Below are 19,571 nucleotides of genomic sequence, written 5' to 3'. Positions count from 1 at the left end.
TTTATTTCGCTCCTCCGAATGATCCGGCCGATCCACCCGAACCGCCGGAGGGGGCGGAGGGACCGAAACCGGGGCCGAGATAGATGAAGTGCCCACCCGAATAGCGGCCACTAAGTGATTCTCTGGTTATCAGGCACGTGTCCTTCGACCCTGCCTCAGGGGTCTGACGCGAAACGATGAACAGGTGCTTCTTCGTCCTCAGGTACGCCGCCCCGCCATCTTCGTTGTAGGCCTGTGGCTTGATCTCTTCTTTCAGCTCACGCCCCACCTCAATGGGGTCGCGATCGCCACAGGTCCAACGTCGATCAATTCCGCTGCTGACCTGCGTCGCAGATGCTGCGCCGGGCGCGGACTGATAGCGCTCGCTAATCCTCTCTTCCGCAGATTTCCCGCCGACGAAGAAACCAGCCAGCGTGACCATAATGCCGACAACGATCAGTGCGTAACCAATACTTCCGCGTCCCATAGACTCAGGCACCTCCCTTTACGCGGTCTGCCTCAGCCCCATGGTTACCAGCAACGGCAGTCCAAGTATTCGACGTCCACACGAGCTGCCCCGGCGGGTAGCCGTGCCACGTATCCCAGCGATACCCCTGCTCAATCGGCTCCGCAGACAACACAGTCAGCGCGCCGGGAGAACCGGGAAACTCTGCGACGACCGAATGGGGATGTCCCGCTCCGAACTCACGCCGTAAAGCATTTGCGCGCTGAGCGAAGGCTTCTGGCGAGAGGTTCTCCACACGAGCTTTCACCATCACGCCCGCCCCGCTCAGAGGCACACCGTGTGTCGCAGTACAGGAAATCTCCTCGGTAAAGCACGGGTTCTCCCGCTTACCGACGAAAACCACATGCGACGCTCCGAGGACACCGAGCGTCAGCGACGGTGTTTTGCCGTCGGGGTGTGAGATAACCGCCTCGCAGAGGGTGTCCGGGACTTGGCCGTCAAAAGCAACGCGGAGTTGCTCCGCAGCGGTGTCTTTGAACGGCACATCTAGAATTGCCAGCGACATAGTGACCGTCACTAGCGATTGTCCGTGTCCGGATTATGGTCCGGCGCTGCCATAACATCAATCTCACCGGGAAGAATCCTAATACCGGTGGATGCCTCCCACATCGAGTCACCGTAGCGTTCCAGTCCGAGCAAGCGACCGTCACCGGACTTGTAGTCGACGAAGTCCGTAGCCCCCTCGGGCGGCAGCCCAGTGGTGCCAATCGCGGTGTAGCGGGCGGTCCCCCGCTCTTCCTCCCAGTACTCCACACCGTCGACAACGATGGGATTAGCTGGTTTGAAGCTACCTGGAAGCTTGCGCCACCAGGTGAGGATGACTTCACCCTCATCTTCCTCAACGCCGAACCAAGAACCATCTGCCCCACCGTCGACGAGATGTTCCCACCAGCGGAACGGTCCCTGAGAGAGCTCAAGTGATCCGCGCACAACATGAGAGGCACCACCGTAGTTCAGGATTGCGCCCGGTGCGACAGAGGTTGGGCCGTACTTGCGGTACTCATCAGTCATCAGTGGATCGACGAAGCGCTCCCGATCAGACCCCGGAACCTGAGTATTCCGACGCGCTACAACAACGACGATGACCCCGATGACAACGAGGATGATGCCGATTATGACAATGCTGTTCACTAGGATTAATCCCATCGATAGTGTGGTGGCGCTGAGAAAACGCCCGATTACTAACTTTCTACCGAATACAGTCGCGGCGCGTCGTCGAACATTATTTTCGTTCGAGACGCGCCGCGATAGGTCTACGCGCTAATCCGCGCGTTTTTGCTTAGCTCCTTGCCAAGGGCAACCTACACACCAATCTTCTTGCCATCAGTGCGTACAACCTGAACGACTGCCGGGCGTGGCTGCTCCTTGCCACCGTCCGGCCAGTGCGAGGTCGGGTTGGTGGTCGGGTCCGGGTTGTCGCCGACCGGGTGGCCCTGATCCGTTTCAATCTCGCCCGGGTGCTGGACGTTGACCATCACGCGGTTGGAGAAGATTTGCGGACCACAGGTCTCAGCAGCAACCGGAACAGTCAGGAAGCACTTGGTCTCACCACGACGCTCGCCTTCGACAGCAACGGCGAACAGGCCGTCGTTGGAGTCCAGGGCGTTACCGTCGGTGGAAACCCACAGGTTACCGTACTCGTCGAAGGTGACGTTGTCCGGGCAGGAAATTGGCGAGACCGATTCCTTGTCGAAGCCACCGAAGTAGGTGTAAGCCTCGTTCGGGTCACCGCAGACCAGCAGAAGGTTCCACTTGCCCTTGGTACCAGCGTGGTCATCTTCCATCTCCAGAACAAGGCCATTCTTGTTCTCGGTGATTGGTGCAACCTCAGTCGCACCCTCATAGGGGCGCCCTGCGCCATCAGTCTTCTTGGCGGCCTTGTTGTCCTGGGTCTTGCCAGAGCTATCCGGGCTCGCCTTACCGCGGTACTTGTTGTTGGTCAGCGCCACGTAGACCTTACCGGTCTTCGGGGACGGCTCGATATCCTCCGGGCGATCCATGCGAGTCGCACCGACCTTGTCACCGGCGATGCGGGTGTAGATGCAGACCTCTTCGGCGGTCATGCCATCAACGTGGGACTCGTGCTTGCCGTCTGCCTTGGCGGTCATCAGCGGAAGCCACTCAATGTCACCGTCGAAACGGCCGTCCTTCGGCAGCTCACCGGAGCCGTCAATCTCGGACTCGGAATTACCGTTGAACTTACCGACGTAGAGCGTGCCCTCGGACAGAATGCCCATGTTGTGCTTGAGGTCGCCTTCCTTAACCTTGCGGGAAGAGACGAACTTGTAGATGTACTCGAAACGCTCGTCGTCGCCGGAGTAGCACACAACCGTGCCGTCGTCGGTGACGTAAATCTGACCGGCTTCATGCTTGAAACGACCCAGTGCGGTGTGCTTGACCGGGGTGGAGTTCGGGTCAGATGGGTCAATCTCCACCAGCCAGAAGAAGCGGTTCGGCTCATTCGGCTCCTTGGAGACATCGAAGCGGTCGTAGTACTTCTCCCACGCGCGATCGGACAGCTCTTCATTCTTGACCGAGTAGCGCTTGAGCTTCTTAACTGTGTCCTCGTCCTTGAGCTTGCCAACGTTGCCGAAGTACTGGTCGACGTTCTCCTCGCCGGACAGGTAGGTACCCCACGGAGTAACACCACCGGAGCAGTTGTTCAAAGTTCCCTCGACCTTCATACCGCTCGGGTCAGCCTTGGTCTTCAGCAGATCGTGACCAGCAGCCGGACCGTCAACTGTGAACTCGGTGAAGCCAGTGATACGACGGTTACGCTTGTCGCTCAGGATCGGCTTCAGGAATCCCTTGTCATCCTCTTCCACAGCAAGGATGGTCTGCCCGTGGGCAGCCAGTCCGATGTCGACCTGCTCCTTAGTGGCATCTTCCTTCTTGTAGGCACGGAACATCATCGGCTCAGTGGTGTACTCGTGCGAGCAGACGTACAGCAGTGTGCCGTCTTCAGCCTTAATCAGGCCAGCGAAGTCATTGTTGAAGCCGAACTGCTTCAGCTGGTTTTCCGGAGTCTGCTTGTCAAAGTCGAACTCCGGGCCACCTTCGTGGATTGGGTCGCCCCAGCGAATCAGAACATTCTGCTCGTAGCCGTCCGGGATAACGACTGCGTCTTCCGTGTTCGGCTTAACGGCGTCGAAACGCATACCCTCCGGCGATTCGCCCTTGCTACCGTCACCGGCAGCAGTGGTACCGGAGGCATCGGAGCCACCTGCGGCACTGCCCGAATCATCAGAGGAGCAAGCGGCCAGCACGGCGCCACCGCCGACCGCAAGAGCACTAGCACCAGTGACCTTCAGTGCAGCACGACGGGAGAATGCGCGCTGGGAGAATGCCTGCTTCGCAACATCACCGAAGTACTGGTTGTCAGAGAACTCATTCGGAGCATCGTCAGCACAAGCATTACCACACTTGTAAGTGCAGGTCAGGGAGCTGCGAGAGGTAGCAAACGGATTTGTCAGCAGATTCTTGCCAATACGAACCACGGGGGACACCGCCTTTGTATAGCTTCGACTAGATGAGGAAATGGAAAACTAAAACTTTTAGATCCTCTAAGAAGCTAAGGACGTTGCGTTACCTTTCGGTTTCTAAAGATCAACTCGCCAATGAGCTTTAGCTGACGGTCTAATGGCTTACAATTTAACGCAAAGTAAACACCCTGGTGTGTGGTTTTCCCGCTCGGCTTTCCCTCCAACTACGCAGTCGAGACCCAGCTCTGCGGGCTGCGTGGACTAGCCCTGGTTCTCAGGACTACGCGGATTCTTCAAATCAGAGCCTTCCGGCACATCCGCCGGGTCAGTGCCGCTTTCTAGAATCCTGTTATTCTCATCGACGAAAATGACATTCGGCTTGTACGTACGCGCCTCAGCGTCATCCATCATGCCGTAGCCGATGATAATAACCAGGTCACCCGGCGAAATCAGACGAGCGGCGGCACCATTGATGGAAATGATGCCCGAGCCGCGCTCTCCGGTAATGCAGTAAGTGGTAAGCCGGTTGCCATTATTGATATCGACAATGTCGACGGCCTCGCCTTCAAGCAGGTCGGCCGCTTCCATCAAATCAGCGTCAATCGTGCACGATCCAACGTAGTGAAGATCAGCCTGAGTCACCGTGGCACGGTGAATCTTGGACTTCAACATAGTGCGAAACATGAAAAAGGTAGGTCCCTTCCTGGATTCGTCCCCTGGATGCTTGCCTACCGCGGCACCCCTTAGCGTGGCAGGTTGTTAGTCGGCACACTATAATACGACAACTTCCCAGCCACGAAAAACTACTTCGAAAAGCCGTCCTACTCGCTGTCCTGCTCAACGCCAAAGCCGGCGTTCTTCAGGTTTTCTTTGCTGGACTCATCTTTCAGGCGGGCATCTCGAGCAGCGCGGACCTTTTCCTGCAGCTCAGCCAACTCAGCGGCCTCTTGCTCAGTCAGCTCGCCGTCCAGACCCGCAGCCGACAGGGCCGCTGACGCAATTTCGGCGTCCTTCTGCCCGAGCTGACCGAAACCGTTTGCCGAATCCGGGCGCGGCGCACCCAGAATCAAGCCAACATTATCAATGAGACGAGTAGTGCCGACCTTCGCAGCAACCAGTAGGCGAGCTTCAGTCTCCTGGCCGTCGCCGCGCAACGCCTCGTCGGAAAGCGGGGCGAGCGCAGCGTCACGCAGCTCCAAGTAATCCAACTCGACCTCAGGCTGGCTGGCGAGCACACCACGCGCGGTTTCCAGCACAGCATCCGCACCACGGTCCGCGACAAAAGCACCGGCAGTCAGCGCAGCGGACAGGGTTACTGCGAGATTGCGCTGCTCCTCGGAGAGGTAGCGGTTGCGGGAGCTCATAGCCAGCCCATCGGCCTCGCGGATCACTGGCACACCGTGCAGCTGCACCGGCATATTCAGGTCAGTGACCATCTGCTGCATCAGGCACAGCTGCTGGTAGTCCTTCTCACCAAAAACAGCATCAGTGCAGTTGGTGATGTTGAAAAGCTTGTTAACCACTGTCAACGCGCCGGCGAAATGCCCCGGGCGAGTAGCGCCTTCAAGCTCCGACGCCAGCGGACCCGGCTGCACGGTCGTACGGAAACCGTTGGGGTACATCTCCTTCGCGTTCGGAGCAAAGACCAGCTCAGCACCTACAGCGCGGAGCTTCTCCACGTCTTCCTCCAGAGTGCGCGGGTAGGCGTCAAAGTCCTCCCCCTCACCGAACTGCAGCGGATTGACAAAAATCGACACCACCACAACCGCGCGCGGCAGCGTCTTCGCGGCCTGTACTAGTTCAAGGTGCCCCTGGTGCAGCGCACCCATCGTAGGTACAAGCACCACCGGCCGCCCGGTCTTCCGCAACGCACGGGTGACCTGCGCGATTCCCGCAATAGTCTTGTGAACAGTTGTCTCTCCGGCGGTATAACCCGTCATGTTTCCTCCGCGTTCAGATCTACCGGACCAAGCTTTTCGTCCGACGGCAATACCTTACGCCACATCCCGGATGACCAGAACAGCCAGTCCGCTCAGGTCATCGGCGTAGGTACCGCAAAACCTCGTTGGCGCCGCGCAGCTCGGCGATGCGCTCGGCGAGGGCCAGGTAGGCGGTTCCCATTTCCGGCGCCACCGCTTCAATTTCACGTTCGTGCTTGACGACGGTCCCCAAGTCGTCCCGCGTCACCGGGCCAGTCAGCCCCCGGGAACCCCACCTCAAGGCATTGTCCAATGAAGCTTCCAGCAGTGGGCGGAGCAGCTCGGCGGCTTGGCCTCGACGCAGCTCAGCTATGTCGGTGTCTTCGGCTGCTGCATCTCCGCCGATAGTGGTTGCCAGCATTTCTACTGCATCGACCACAACTGCGCCCAGACCGTTTGAGCCGTGTGCCATGGCCGCGTGATAGAGGCCGCGGTGCCGTTCGTTGATGAACACCGGACGACCGCCGAGTTCACCAATGAGCAGTTCACTGACTGTTTTCGCGAGCTCATCCCCGACCGTGATACCCCATGGGCAACCGGTCAGGAGCTCGGAGTCGTCGTCAAGCCCTGCGAATGTCATTGCGGGATGGGCGGCGATGGTCAGCGCGCCGGTGAGCGCGACCGGATCGAGCACGGCACGCCCGAGGGAACCAGAAGTATGCATGACGATGCGCCCGGGACCAACGTGGCGGGCGACTTCCTCGGCGACCTCTGCGATGGCGCGATCCGGCACAGCGATGACGATGAGCTCGCAGGTGGAAGCTGTGTCGGCAATGCTGCTGACCTGTGCGTTCGGGAGACGTAGATGCGCTCGTGTGACAGATTCTGGTGAGCGCGCGACCACGTGAGTGACACGATGTCCACAGCGCTCTAACGCCTGGCCGAGCGCAACCCCGACTTTTCCGGCAGAAATAATCCCCACCGTCAACCGCGGAGCGGTTGTCCGATGGGGATGGGAATCATGCTGGCTTTGCGTCATGACTGACTAGGTTAGACCAAACCAGCTATGTGCGGTGAGTAGGTCGCGCACACTCGGTAAGCGACTAGGCTTCTTCGTCCTCGCGCTGCTCCCTCTTCTTGCGCATCTGCGCCATCAGCTCGGCAACCGTCAGGCTGCCCTTGTTGTCCTCAGCACGGCGCCGACCGTGGCTTGCAGGCTCCTGTTCAGGAGCCTGAGCTGGCTCTTTTGCGAGGTCCTCATCGCGAATGGTCTGCAGCTGGCGAGTCGGAGAGTCCGAGGCGGCGTCCGATTCCGGCGCAGCGAATGGGTGCCGTGCACCGTGTGCCTCGTGCGCACCGCCCTGAGAATCTTCCTCTGCGGCGTCCTCGGCCGGGGTTTCCTGCCAGTTGATGGCGCGGAAAGAGTTAGTGGAGAACTTCTCCTTGGAAACGGTTTCGTCATCCTTGGAGTCGGCGACTTCGGGGACGTCAACCGGCTGACCAGACGGCGAGAATGTACGGCGCATGTCGGTGGCCTCGGCATCTTCAACCGGCGAAGCGGAGCCAGTGCCACCGTGCTGGGTATGAGCACCGACAGTGCCGTTGGCGGTCATTTCAGCACGGTGGGAAGTCGCGCGTGGTGTCGGCCGGTCGTGGCCTGTCGGGTTCTTCATTGGCGAAGCCTGCTGCGGCGAGTCAAGCTCACGCAGACGCTCGGCCTGAGCGCGAAGAGCAACCTGCTCGTCGTCGAAATCCTCACCCATGAACTCAGCAAGCTGGGCGCGCAGTGCAAAGACCTCAGCGCGCAGCGCCGCAATGTTGTCATCGTTGTTGCCCTCAAGCGAATCCAAGTAGTTCTGCTCGAGAATCAGTTCCTGCTCACGGTGAGTGGCCAGCTCGCGGTCAAGCTCCACCTTGTGCAGCTCCTCGATTGTCTCCAACCGCTTGCGCTCCAGCGCAATAGTCTTGCGGTATCGAGTCACCAGCACAGCCCCGATAACTGCCGACCACAACGCCAGCAGCACGGCAACCTTCATCCAGCCGGCAGAGCTGGCAAAGAGCATGACGATACTGGCAATCACCGCGAGCACCAGCAGCACAACCATGAGAATGACGGCGGTTTTCTCCGTCATACCATCGGTAGAACTAAATTTCGTCACATCATTGCTCTGCTCATCTGCATATGCCGCATCAGCCCCGGAATTAGCTCCAGCGGAGTAGCTTTCGAAGGCTGAAGAAGGCGACGGGGACGGAGACTCAGCCATATCCGACGAAGTAGCTGCCGCGTCGCTCTGAAAATATGCGGCATCACCCGAGCGCTTCGGGTCATTACCGGCGTTGGAGAGGTCAGTCATAACTCCCACCCTACCGAGTTAGTTCCCATTTCCCCGCTAGGAGGCGAAGAATTTTCGCCATCAGTTGGCAATTGGCAAACTTTTTCCAGCCACAACCCCGCCGCAGCGAGCAAAATGCCAGATACTGTGCCGACAATCATGATCGGTCCATCGGCCTGTGCGGCCGCAAGTTCCGTCCACTTCGGCAAGGCCCACAGCACGCCACCGGCGTACAGTCCTCCGAGAATCGCACCCAACCACGCGGATGCCGTACCGACCACCAGCCATCGCGACAACGTTAACGGCTGCACCTGACTGCGATCCTGCCCGACCTTCGCCTCTTTCAGTACCGACTTAATCCACCGCGCTGCCGCCACACAGACTGCTGTGAGCAACCAGGGAAACCCCAGGTCCCACCAACTTCGCGGCCCGAGCGCACCGAAAAACTGTGCCAGAATCATCCATGACGCCAGCGCGAGAACCAGCGCAGATGCTGCCAACGTAATTGGTGAGGTCGGTTTCATCTCTAGGCCCCTTCTCCATCCGCGCTGTCTGCTAGGCGCACCGCGTTTACGTCTTCAAGTGCCAGCTTATCGACGAGTTCCGCGACCCGAACTCCCTCCAATTCGGCATCCGGGTCGGCATCGAGCCATGGCACCAGCACAAAGGCACGCTCGGTTGCCCACGGGTGCGGCAGGGTCAGAGTCGAATCGTCAGAAATAATCTCCTCGCCGGATTCCTTGTCGATGACCTGCACAATGTCCACGTCGAGCGCCCGCGGCCCCCAGTGAATTTCACGCACTCGACCAGCGTCATTTTCCAGTTTCCAACCAGCTTTCAGTAGCTCCATTGGTGTCCGGCGCGTGTCAACAATGAGTACGGCGTTGAGGAAGTCACCCTGCTCTACCCCACCCCAAGGCGGGGTGGCATAAATTTTTGAGGCTGCGACCAATTCATCGGCGAAGAAGTCCTGCACACCTGTTAGGTTTTCTCGCGCGCGATCCATGTTCGCGCCGATAGAAAGAACTGCGCGAATCATGCCAACCGCTTCTTCCGCGAACGGCGGGCTGTCACCGCAGCGTCATCGAAGTCGAGCGGAATGGGCGCATGTGGTTTGTGAATGGTCACTTCCACCGCATGCAACAGTGGGGACAATCCGCGTTCGGCGCGGGCGTCGTCGTCGGCAAGCACTGCTTCGGCGATCTCGGTCGCGACTGTTTCAATGAGGTTGCGAGGAGTGCCGGTCAAAATCCCGTGCGCTGTGGCTGCAATGTCGGCGTAGTTGACGGTGTCGTCCAGCTCATCGCTCGCAGCAGCACCGGAGAAATCCAGCCACAGGGTGACATCACAGATGAAGTCCTGGCCATCCCGGCGCTCGAAGTCGAGACAACCGTGGTAGCCGTGGGCTTTCAGACCTTTGAGTTCAATACGATCAGCCACTGTGTTTACGCGTCTCCTTCCAGAGTCGACTCGGCTGGTGATTCCGCAGCCGACTCGTCGTGCTGCGCAGCGCGGTTAGACCCACCTTCCGGATAGTCGCCGGCCGCTGTGTAACCGGTCAGTGAACGTCCAAGGTTCCATGCCTGCGCCACACGCACTGCGTCGAGGTTGTCGGCCACATTGTGAACTCGAACCGCCCATGCGCCCGCCGCTGCGGACAGCGCGGAAATTGCGGTAGTCGCGGCATCAGCCTGCTTTGGTGCGCGTACCTCACTGCCAACGGCGGCGACGAAACGCTTGCGGGAAGCACCGACCAACACGGGGAAACCGAGGTCAATAAGCTCCGGCAGGTCGTGGAGGAGCGCCCAATTGTCATCGGCATTTTTGGCAAAGCCCAGGCCTGGGTCGAGGACAATATTTTCCTCGACGATTCCGGCGCCCATGGCACCGTCGACAAGCTGAAGCAGGTGCTCACGGACATCGGCGACAATGCCGTCCGGGTGAGTTTCGGCGCGCCCAGAAGCGGAGCCGAAGCGATCGGTCTTCCAGTGCATCAGACAGATGGGCACATCGGCATCGGCGCAGACTGCGTACATGTTGGGGTCTGCGAGACCGCCGGAGACATCGTTGATGAATACCGCACCCTCGGCGATTGCTGCCTCTGCGACACTTGCGCGCATTGTATCGACGCTGATCAGGTGCCCGTCTGCCGCGAGCTCGCGGACCACCGGCACGACCCGGGCAATTTCCTCATCCTCGGAAACGCGGTGTGCGCCAGGGCGAGTGGACTCGCCACCGATGTCGAGAATATGTGCGCCTTCAGCGAGGAGCTCGTGCGCATGGGCAATCGCCGCGTCGAAGGTCTTGTACAGGCCGCCATCGGAAAAGCTGTCCTCGGTGACGTTGACAATGCCCATCACCTTGCAGAGCTGATTCTCGACACCCATCTCCGCCTGCTGTCCTGCCTGCGCTTGCAAGGGGGATTCAGTCACCTTGTTGTCCAGCCTTTCCAATCGACCATTTAACTGTTGCGTTAGCTCTTGCGGATCAGCGCCATTGCCTCTGCGCGCGAACGGGCATCCGTCTTGAAGCCACCGCGGACGGCTGATGTCACCGTGCGCGCACCCGGCTTGCGGATACCGCGCATGGCCATGCAGAGATGCTCCGCTTCAATAACGACAATCGCCGAGGCCGGATCCAGCCGCTCCACCAAGGCATCCGCAACCTGACTGGTCAGCCGCTCCTGCACCTGCGGGCGCTTCGCATAGCCATCGACCAGACGAGCGAGCTTGGACAGACCCGTCACACGACCGTCCTTGCCCGGAATGTAACCAATGTGGGCAACGCCAAAGAACGGCACCAAGTGATGCTCACAGGTGGAGTAAATCGGGATGTCCTTGACCAAAACGAGTTCCTGGTGATCCTCGTTGAAGGTCTTCGCCAGCACCCCAGACGGATCTTCAAACAGGCCCGCGAAAACCTCGCGGTAGGCTCGCGCCACTCGCGCCGGTGTCTCCTTCAGGCCTTCCCTGTCGGGATCCTCACCGACGGCAATCAACAGTTCACGAACCGCAGCCTCGGCTCGCTCCTGATCGAATTCGCGCTCCATGATGTGTACTTATCGCTCCTCGTTGGTGTCCGGCTTGTCCTGCCAGGCGCTGTTGTCTTCGTTTCGCTTGACGACGCTGTCTTTATCCGAATCGTGCATCTGTGCACCCTTGTCATCGGAGTTGTCGGCGTTCTTCGCGTTTTCCGAACGTTCTGTGTGTTCCGGCTGCTCGTTATCCGGCAGGCGGAATCCGCGCAGTTCCTGCTGCTGTCCCGCCGACGGCATCACCGTAGTCGGGGTGGCATCGCTACCAGAGTTTTCCTGGTGGTGACGTCCACCCTGCCTGTCCCACGGCATCTTCGGAGGGGCAGGGATATTCGCGGGGCCGTTGCCACCGTCGCTACCAATACCGGTTGCCTTCGAGCCGAAGTCCGGGGAGCCTGCCGGGTAGTTAGCAGTGCCCGGGTGCTGGCCACGCGCGTTGCCCTGGCCATCCTGCGAACCCGGCTGGCTCTGCCCCTCCGGGCGAGGAGCCGGTGCCGGTGCCGGTGCGGCAGCCGAACCGTGCGTGCTGCCGGTATCCTTCGGCGGCCAACCTGGTGCGGTCCAACCAGCCGGCGGTGGGGTGCCACCGTAAACCGGAACATTTGGTCGGTCCTGCTGAGTGCCTGGCAGACCCGGAGCACTAGCATTACCGGCACCAGCGGAGCCTGCCGCCCCCTGACCATTGCCGTTGTTGCCCGCGTCCTGGTTCTCCGGTTCGCGGCGACGCACCGGCGCGAAGATGTTGACACGCTTCGGCGGTTCCTCACCGCGCTCGATTGCCAACTCCACCGGTGTCTTCACCGGTTCGCGGCCATCGGCCGGGTGTTTGGTGTCCCTATCGAAGAAGTTCAGACGCTCACGCGGAACGACATCGGTGAAGATGACTTCCAGATCCGGACGACGTAGGGTCTCCTTCTCCAGCAGTTTCTCAGCCAGAACATCGAGAGTGTCGCGGTTTTCCTTCAAGATGGCGTAGGCCTCGTCATGAGCCTTATTGATCAGCAAACGAACCTGCTGATCAATGGTTGCTGCCACCTCCGGGGAGTAGTCCAGAGAGCCGCTGCCACCGCGGCCGACGAACGGGTCGCCCTGCTCCTCCCCGTATTTCACCGGGCCGAGCTCCGGCGACATTCCGTACTCGGTCACCATCGCGCGAGCAATCTTGGTGGCCTGCTCAATATCGGCAGAAGCACCGGTAGTCGGCAGCCCGAAGACCAGCTCCTCGGCAGCGCGACCACCCATGGCGAAGACCAGACGAGCAAAAAGCTCTGGCAGGTTATACATGCCCTTGTCGTCCTCGGGGACGGTCAACGCATGGCCACCAGTGCGACCGCGAGCCAAGATGGTGACCTTGTAAACACGCTCGATGTCCTTCAGCGCCCACGCAGCCAGGGTGTGACCACCCTCGTGGTAGGCGGTGACCTTCTTCTCCTGCTCGGAGATTACCTTGGAGGTACGGCGCGGACCACCGATAACTCGGTCGACTGCTTCTTCCAGCGCATCCGCAGTAATGATATTGCCGTTGACGCGAGCGGTCAGCAGCGCAGCTTCATTCAGCACGTTCTGCAGATCAGCACCGCTCATACCGGCGGTGCGCTTGGCCAGCGACGTCAGATCCGCGTCCGGCCCCAGCGGCTTGTTCCGAGCGTGGACCTTCAGAATTGCCTCGCGGCCCTTCAGGTCTGGTGCACCCACCGGAATCTGTCGGTCAAAACGGCCCGGGCGCAGCAGCGCCGGGTCGAGAATATCCGGACGGTTGGTCGCAGCCATGATGATCACACCTTGACGATCACCAAAACCATCCATTTCCACCAGCAGCTGGTTCAGGGTTTGCTCACGCTCATCATGGCCGCCGCCCATACCGGCACCACGCTGGCGACCGACGGCGTCAATCTCGTCGATGAAGATAATGCACGGGCTGTTTTCCTTGGCCTGATTAAACAAGTCACGGACACGAGAGGCACCGACACCGACGAACATTTCGACGAAGTCCGAACCCGAGATGGTGTAGAAAGGCACTCCTGCCTCACCAGCGACGGCGCGAGCGAGCAAGGTCTTACCGGTACCGGGAGGCCCGTAGAGCAGGACACCACGCGGAATCTTGGCGCCGAGCTCCTCATAGCGAGCTGGGTGCTGCAGGAAATCCCTAATCTCGTCGAGCTCCTGGACGGCCTCATCGGCACCAGCAACATCCTCGAACGTATTGGTCGGGGTCTCCTTGTTCAGCAGCTTGGCGCGGTTGCCACCAAAGCCGAACATGCCGTTCTTGCCGCCTTGCATGCGGCTGAAGAAGTACATGATGACGAAGAAGAAGATCACCATCGGCAGCAGGAAGCCCAAGGTGGACATCAGGAAGGAATCCTGCGTGACCTTGGTATTGAACTTCTCCATGCCCTTGGCGGCAGCGACCTTGTCAAAGACCTGGTCGGTCGCACGCGCTGGATACTTGGTCATCACCTTCGTGACGTCCTCAGTACCGTCGACCTCCACGCCCTTCTTCAGGGTGAGGCGAATTCGCTGTTCGCGATCGTCAATCTGAGCTTCCGTGACATTGCTCTTATCCAATTGGGTCAGGGCAACGGACGTATCCACCTCGCGGTATTCCCGGGAATCATCCGCCAGCTGAGTAATAACAAAGAGGATAATCAGGATGATGCCGGCAACGGTGGCAAACCGGAACACCTTTTTCTTGTCCATACAGTGGGTTCGCTTTTCGCTCTCTACATCTATTAGTTGCTTTTATTAATTGTACGCATCAACGAGTTCTTCTCGAAGACACATCAATGACACAACATGGGGCCAGGGCTCATGGCACCTGACCCCACAGTAGGCATAACGCATCGCAACCGAAAAAAGTTTCCAACTCCTACTATTCATAGCTAGAACACAGCTAGAACAGCGTGAGGGTGCGCGCGCAATGCCCGTCGTAAAGCATCGGCACTGTGCAGTAAGTGCCGAAGATTGACCTAGTTCTGATAAACGCGCGGGTGCAGCGTGCCGACGTACGGCAGGTCGCGGTAGCGCTCGGCGTAATCCAGGCCGTAACCGATGACGAACTCGTTCGGAATATCGAAGCCAACATCCGCAACGTCCAGTTTGGTGCGCACAGCCTCCGGCTTACGCAGCAGCGTAATGACCTCCAGGGAGCGCGGATTACGGTTGCGCAGGTTCTTCATCAACCAGGACAGGGTCAGACCAGAGTCAATGATGTCCTCAACGATCACGACATCGCGTCCCTCAATATCGCGATCCAGATCCTTCAAAATACGCACCACGCCTGACGACGAGCTGGAGTTTCCGTAACTGGAAACCGCCATAAACTCCATCTGGCTGGGAATGCTGAGCTGACGGGCGAAGTCAGTCAGGAAGAACACCGCGCCCTTGAGCACTGCGACCAGAATCAGATCGCTGTCGGCATCTTTGTACTTCTCATTCACACGATGCGCCATCTCGGCAATGCGAGCATGCAGCTCCTCTTCGCCAATGAGAACTGCCTCTACCTCATCGCCGTAGGGGTTTGCGGGGACGTTGAAATCCTTCACATCATGCATCGCATTTCCTTTCCGCACTTCTATGGCGGCGTGTCGATGGAGCGTAACTGCCCCAGTGCAAGTTCAGGGTTAAGGCAACCGATAGTTCTCAGCCGCCGGAAGTTGGATTGCGGCACCTTTTCTTAAGACACCGCAGGACGATTCATTACCAATTGTAGAGTGCCATCTTTTCGCTCAACGACCAACCTGGCATTTCTGTCAGCACCATCGCGCCCGCGGGTCACCGGCACTTCCCCCTGGCCGTGATAGCGGTGCACGAGCGCCATAACCATGTCGATCTGTTTACTGCTGGGCTCGGCACCCGCTTGCCTCAACCAACGAGCGAGGACGCGCACCGCGATGGCGTCGTCAAGCTCAGCGACCCCTCGCACAGACAGGCTCCCGCTTGCCGACGTCACTTCCTCCCCCAGCAGCGCATCCAGAGCCGACTCGGCGTGAGCGTCCAAAAAGTCATTGTCGACTGCTGCAATCCCCGCAGTCTTAGCGAGATTTTCCGCAACTCCCGGACCCAGCTCCTGCTCCAGCAGCGGCAAAATCGTCTTTCGAACCCGGACACGGGCGTAATGGTCGTCCTGATTGTGTGGGTCGTGCCAGACTTTTAGGCCCAGCTCTTCACAGCAGCGCTGAGTGTCGGTGCGTCGCACACCGAGCAGCGGACGCAGAATCCGAGTCCCGTCCGACCACGTGAGATTGTCTCTGATAGCGGACAGCGCCTGCGGGCCGCCCCCTCTGGCCAGCCGCAGCAAAACTGTTTCCGCCTGGTCGTCCAACGTGTGGGCGAGCATCAGTGCCGCACCTCGAGATTGGGCAATCTGCCGTAGGACTCGGTGTCGAGCCAAACGCGCCTCGTATTCGGGACCGCGGTCGGAATCGTTATTGATATCGACCGCGATAACCTCGGCCGTAGCCCCCATCCCCCGAGCCATGGTGGCGGCACGCTCGGCGACTTCTGCAGAGCCCTGCTGAAGCTGATGATCAACGACGACGGCGTGAACGTTGCGGCCGGCCAGTGCCCCCTTGGACCCGAAAGCTTCCGCACAGGCCCCGGCGGTCAGGGCGAGCGAATCCGCACCGCCGGAAAGCCCAATGACGATACCGCTGCCCAACTCCTGCCCCACCTGCGGCACTATCGCGCGAACAGCTTGCCGAATGATGAGGAAATGAGGGCTGCGGTCCGGCCAAAAAGGTCTAGCCAACGCGCCCACCACTTGCGATGGTTTCCATCGCTGTAAGCAGAATTCGCTCCTGAGTCGGGCGCGCGATTAGCTGCACCGGCAATCCAGAAGTCGGCTCCACAACGATGCCGGCCGGGAATCCCAGGTAATTCCACGTCGAAACGTAAGGGGTGAAGCGCAGATTGGACAACAGGTTCACAATCCAGGGCATGCGATGCCATGCGCGGATCCGCGGTGGATTCTTGGCCAGAGCCGGAGTAATCAAGATGGTGTCACCCGGCAGCTCACGCTCGATGCGGGCGCCATCGCGTGCCACTTGGCGGCCATTGATTGTGAAACGCAGCAAGCGCCCAATGCCAGCGTGGACTCGGTTGCGCCACTCCAGGTGATCCGGGCACGGCTCGTCACGAAGCTGATCTGCCACCCCCGCAGTCCAGCGCGCGAGCATCGGCAGCGGGTTCAGCGAGTACGGCATGTTCTTTTCCGTGACGGCAAAGCCCTTGTCCGCGAATACTCTCGCCGCCTGTTGCGCCGCATCGACGTACTCCGGTGCAGCCTTTAACCCGAATACGGGCGCAGTGGTGTCCACGCTGACGGCGAAGTTTTCAGGCAGGGTCTTCGCCGGATCCTCCGCATCCACCATGCCATTTGTGAGGATCTTGGTAATCAGGCGCAAGTCCTCGTTGTTGACTGTGAGCACCCCTTGGACAGACATTCCGTACCAGTCATTGCCGCCCACGCGCCCCGGCATTGTTCCCGGGGTCGCCTTCAGGGTCGAAAGCCCGCAGCACGCTGCAGGGATACGCAGCGACCCCATGCCGTCGTTGCCCTGCGCAAACGGAACCATCCCAGCGGCGACAGCCGCTGCGGATCCGCCGGAGGACCCACCCGGAGTGTGCCCCGGCAGAATCGGATTATCGACGGCCAGCCCCGGCAGCGTCGTCGTCCCCCACGTACAGAACTGCGGATTCACCGTAGTTCCCACCGCGATTGCACCGGCGCTAGTCAACTGCTGGACAAACGGGTTCTCTAGAGCAGTGTTTTCCTTCAGCGCGAATGGCACACCTGCGAGCGGCAACTCCGAGAGGTTCTCGCTGTGCTCGAGTTCCCGCGCAACCTGCAGAGCCCTATCCGCCCACACTTCACGGAAGGCATGAATCCCTCCATCCAGTCTGGCGATAGCGTCGAGACTGCGCTGCACGCTGTCGACCGGGCTTAGCTTTCCCTCGCGAACCTGCGCGGCAATCTCGTGGACGGTGGGCAAGTTCCTAATCGCGGAAGTGTGAGAGGCCATTGCGGATTCATCTCCTCAAATTATTTTCAGTGGTAAATGAATCTCAGTTTAGATATCTGCCAGGGCGCTCGCTGCCTTATCGGACGCAGCTCTTGCCGGCAACAGGCTCGCCTCGTTGGAAATCAGTGCGAACGTCAGCACCTGTCCCGACTTCGTCACCACATACCCCGCCAACGCCGAGGCTTTATTCAGCGTGCCTGTCTTCGCACGGACGATGCCCGCCCCGGACTGGCCGGCAAAGCGCGTCGCCAGAGTGCCGGACACCGCCGCCACCGGCAGGCTATCCAACAGTGGGCGCAACGACGTGCTTTCCGACGACTCCTGTGACTCCCCCAGTCCCCCCTGCTCGGCCGATTCCACCGGACCCGCGGCGGAATTGAGCACCTCGGAGAGATGCTGCGGAGAAATACGGTTATCCGTGCTCAGGCCGCTGGAGTCCGACAGCACCGCACCATCGAGAGGAAAACCGTGCTCCGCGAGAGTGTCACGCACGGCACGTGCGGCCCCATCAAAGGTCGGCGGCAGACCGCGAGAGATAGCCACCTCACGGGCAATGGACTCGGCGAGCACGTTGTCGCTGTAGTTCATCATCTCGTGCACACGGGTAACCAGCGGGGCTGACTGCACGAGCGCGATGAGGTTTGGATCCAGAGGCAGTGACTGACCATCCTTGGCCGCATCCCTCAGACTGCCTCCGTTTTCCGCACCAAGCGCCTCGGCCAGTGCATCAGCGGCATCCACAGCCGGCGTGGCGCTGCGCTGCGATTCTTCATTCGTCGGATCGATACGACCGGCGTCCATCATCACCGACTCCACCGGTGCGATGTAGCCGTCCTCCAGCCCCGCACGCTCCCAGGTCTCGTGGAAACTCTCGGTGAATAGAGAGTTGTCGAGATAGACCTTGCCGACCCCCTCCGGAATGACCACGGAAATCTTTTTCGCCAACTCAGCGATTGAAGCCGAATCCTGGAAGAACCCTTCCCCGTCCTTGCTTAAGGTGGGGTCGCCCCCGCCGTGCAAAACGATGTCATTAGTCCCCGTAACCCGGTAGACGCGAGTGGAAACCCGATGATCTTCACCTAAGTCCAACAGTGCGGCAGACGCGGTGAGAATCTTCATGCTGGACGCCGGCAAGGCCACCGCGGTGTCATTGATCCCCCACAGTTTCTGGCCGGTCGAAGCATCGCTGACAATTCCATGCAGCTCACCGAAAGCTGGATCAGCCGCAGCAGCGTCCATGATGGCGCTGACTTTTTGGGCCAGAGTGCCGTCGTCAAGCGAAGACTGCGCAGCCGTCACAGGAGCGGAAACATGACTGACGGCGGGCGGCGCATCGACCACAGTCTGACGATTGTTATTGACGACAACCGCTACGCCGCTGCCCGCTGCAATAACGAGAACACCGGCGATGGCACCGCCGATTTTCAGTCCGCGCGACTTCTTGGATTTGCCGGATTTTACGGAACTGGGCGATTTTGGCGTGCCCTTAGCGGCGGTTTTGGAGCTGTCAGAGTCGGTACTCCCCACGGTCACAAACACCTTCTTCCTGGAAACAAAACCTCACTTAAGGTGCACAAATAAACGGTTTTGAGCGGGTTTCGCATAAGATAGCCGTCAGAGAAGTGTACACCGATTATAAGGAGTCATCGCCGTGAGCGTTGAGGTCACTATTGAGATCCCGAAGGGTCAGCGCAACAAGTACGAAGTCGACCATGAGACCGGCAAGGTCTACCTCGACCGTTACCTGTTCACCCCAATGGCCTACCCGGCCGACTACGGCTTCATCGATGAAACCCTCGGCGAGGATGGCGACCCGTTGGACGCTCTCGTAATCCTGCCGGAGCCGGTTTTCCCGGGCGTTATTGTCAAGGCTCGTCCGCTCGGCGTTTTCAAGATGACCGACGAGGCCGGCGGCGACGACAAGCTGCTGTGCGTCCTGGATGACGTCCGCTTTGACCACTACCAGGACATCGACGATGTCTCCCAGTTCACCAAGGACGAGATTGAGCACTTCTTCGTCCACTACAAGGACCTGGAGCCGGGCAAGGAAGTTTCCGGTTCGGGCTGGGGCGACAAGGCCGAGGCTGAGCGCATCCTGGCTGAGGCTATCGAACGCCACAAGTAAGAGCCACAGTTAAGAATTGCGCTGACCACCCCCCCCCCCCCCTTCCTGGGGTTCACCCCTTTGACGCAGTTCCTGTGATTCAGCGCTACGGCCGTCGGAGTTTTCCTCCGGCGGCCTTTGCGCTTCCGGCGATAAGGCCAGATTGCGTATAGT

18 protein-coding genes and 1 pseudogene are annotated in these 19,571 nt (G+C 59.7%); 1 reads left to right on the top strand and 18 read right to left on the bottom strand.

Going from position 1 to position 19,571, the window contains the following annotated elements; all coding sequences use genetic code 11:
* Window position 1: 1 nt before the first annotated feature.
* The 18 genes and pseudogenes from I6J19_RS04310 to dacB form a co-directional block, all read right to left on the bottom strand.
* Window positions 2–466, bottom strand: a complete 465-nt coding sequence (locus I6J19_RS04310) for a DUF4247 domain-containing protein (protein WP_049181136.1) — start codon at window positions 464–466, stop codon at window positions 2–4.
* A 4-nt stretch (window positions 467–470) separates the two neighbouring features.
* Window positions 471–1,010: a DUF2617 family protein gene (locus I6J19_RS04305; RefSeq protein ID WP_144242502.1), complete on the bottom strand. Its 540-nt coding sequence runs from the start codon at window positions 1,008–1,010 to the stop codon at window positions 471–473.
* 11 nt (window positions 1,011–1,021) lie between these two features.
* Window positions 1,022–1,636, bottom strand: coding sequence for a DUF4178 domain-containing protein (locus tag I6J19_RS04300; protein WP_049181134.1), 615 nt, complete (start codon window positions 1,634–1,636; stop codon window positions 1,022–1,024).
* 170 nt (window positions 1,637–1,806) lie between these two features.
* Window positions 1,807–4,002 (bottom strand): PhoX family protein, encoded by a 2,196-nt coding sequence (locus I6J19_RS04295; RefSeq protein ID WP_038626643.1) that lies wholly within the window; start codon window positions 4,000–4,002, stop codon window positions 1,807–1,809.
* A 246-nt stretch (window positions 4,003–4,248) separates the two neighbouring features.
* Window positions 4,249–4,671, bottom strand: coding sequence for an aspartate 1-decarboxylase (gene panD, locus I6J19_RS04290; RefSeq protein WP_038626645.1), 423 nt, complete (start codon window positions 4,669–4,671; stop codon window positions 4,249–4,251).
* A 314-nt stretch (window positions 4,672–4,985) separates the two neighbouring features.
* Window positions 4,986–5,927: pseudogene (gene panC / locus I6J19_RS04285) on the bottom strand (pantoate--beta-alanine ligase); the annotation flags it as partial.
* 97 nt (window positions 5,928–6,024) lie between these two features.
* A complete protein-coding gene (locus I6J19_RS04280; RefSeq protein WP_038626649.1) occupies window positions 6,025–6,945 on the bottom strand; it encodes a Rossmann-like and DUF2520 domain-containing protein in 921 nt (306 codons plus the stop codon).
* Window positions 6,946–7,009: 64 nt separating this feature from the next.
* Window positions 7,010–8,260: a DUF6779 domain-containing protein gene (locus tag I6J19_RS04275; RefSeq protein ID WP_038626651.1), complete on the bottom strand. Its 1,251-nt coding sequence runs from the start codon at window positions 8,258–8,260 to the stop codon at window positions 7,010–7,012.
* A complete protein-coding gene (locus tag I6J19_RS04270; RefSeq protein WP_038626653.1) occupies window positions 8,257–8,763 on the bottom strand; it encodes a DUF3180 domain-containing protein in 507 nt (168 codons plus the stop codon). The genes I6J19_RS04275 and I6J19_RS04270 overlap by 4 nt, the downstream gene beginning before the upstream one ends.
* 2 nt (window positions 8,764–8,765) lie before the next feature.
* Window positions 8,766–9,278, bottom strand: coding sequence for a 2-amino-4-hydroxy-6-hydroxymethyldihydropteridine diphosphokinase (folK, locus tag I6J19_RS04265; RefSeq protein WP_038626655.1), 513 nt, complete (start codon window positions 9,276–9,278; stop codon window positions 8,766–8,768).
* A complete protein-coding gene (gene folB, locus I6J19_RS04260; protein ID WP_005510214.1) occupies window positions 9,275–9,679 on the bottom strand; it encodes a dihydroneopterin aldolase in 405 nt (134 codons plus the stop codon). The genes folK and folB overlap by 4 nt, the downstream gene beginning before the upstream one ends.
* A 5-nt stretch (window positions 9,680–9,684) precedes the next feature.
* A complete protein-coding gene (folP, locus tag I6J19_RS04255; RefSeq protein ID WP_038629186.1) occupies window positions 9,685–10,626 on the bottom strand; it encodes a dihydropteroate synthase in 942 nt (313 codons plus the stop codon).
* A gap of 86 nt (window positions 10,627–10,712) precedes the next feature.
* On the bottom strand, window positions 10,713–11,288 hold the full coding sequence (folE, locus tag I6J19_RS04250; protein ID WP_038626658.1) for a GTP cyclohydrolase I FolE: 576 nt from the start codon (window positions 11,286–11,288) through the stop codon (window positions 10,713–10,715).
* Window positions 11,289–11,297: 9 nt separating this feature from the next.
* Window positions 11,298–13,970, bottom strand: a complete 2,673-nt coding sequence (gene ftsH / locus I6J19_RS04245; RefSeq protein WP_038626660.1) for an ATP-dependent zinc metalloprotease FtsH — start codon at window positions 13,968–13,970, stop codon at window positions 11,298–11,300.
* Between the two features lie 269 nt (window positions 13,971–14,239).
* Window positions 14,240–14,824 (bottom strand): hypoxanthine phosphoribosyltransferase, encoded by a 585-nt coding sequence (hpt, locus tag I6J19_RS04240; protein WP_038626661.1) that lies wholly within the window; start codon window positions 14,822–14,824, stop codon window positions 14,240–14,242.
* A 122-nt stretch (window positions 14,825–14,946) separates the two neighbouring features.
* Window positions 14,947–16,020, bottom strand: a complete 1,074-nt coding sequence (gene tilS, locus I6J19_RS04235; RefSeq protein WP_224786628.1) for a tRNA lysidine(34) synthetase TilS — start codon at window positions 16,018–16,020, stop codon at window positions 14,947–14,949.
* The gene (locus I6J19_RS04230) at window positions 16,013–17,293 is read right to left on the bottom strand and encodes an amidase family protein (protein ID WP_052155545.1); all 1,281 of its coding nucleotides are present in this window, start codon (window positions 17,291–17,293) and stop codon (window positions 16,013–16,015) included. The genes tilS and I6J19_RS04230 overlap by 8 nt, the downstream gene beginning before the upstream one ends.
* Window positions 17,294–17,341: 48 nt before the next feature.
* Window positions 17,342–18,820 (bottom strand): D-alanyl-D-alanine carboxypeptidase/D-alanyl-D-alanine endopeptidase, encoded by a 1,479-nt coding sequence (gene dacB, locus I6J19_RS04225; protein ID WP_235191271.1) that lies wholly within the window; start codon window positions 18,818–18,820, stop codon window positions 17,342–17,344.
* Between the two features lie 124 nt (window positions 18,821–18,944).
* On the opposite strand from dacB, the gene I6J19_RS04220 reads away from it, so the two are divergent.
* On the top strand, window positions 18,945–19,418 hold the full coding sequence (locus I6J19_RS04220) for an inorganic diphosphatase (protein ID WP_005510088.1): 474 nt from the start codon (window positions 18,945–18,947) through the stop codon (window positions 19,416–19,418).
* Window positions 19,419–19,571: the final 153 nt, after the last annotated feature.

The sequence above is a fragment of the Corynebacterium amycolatum genome (assembly GCF_016889425.1).
Classification (GTDB): Bacteria; Actinomycetota; Actinomycetes; order Mycobacteriales; family Mycobacteriaceae; genus Corynebacterium; species Corynebacterium amycolatum.
The sequence above is the reverse complement of the archived record's forward strand: the minus strand, read 5'-3'. Positions and strand labels throughout refer to the sequence as shown.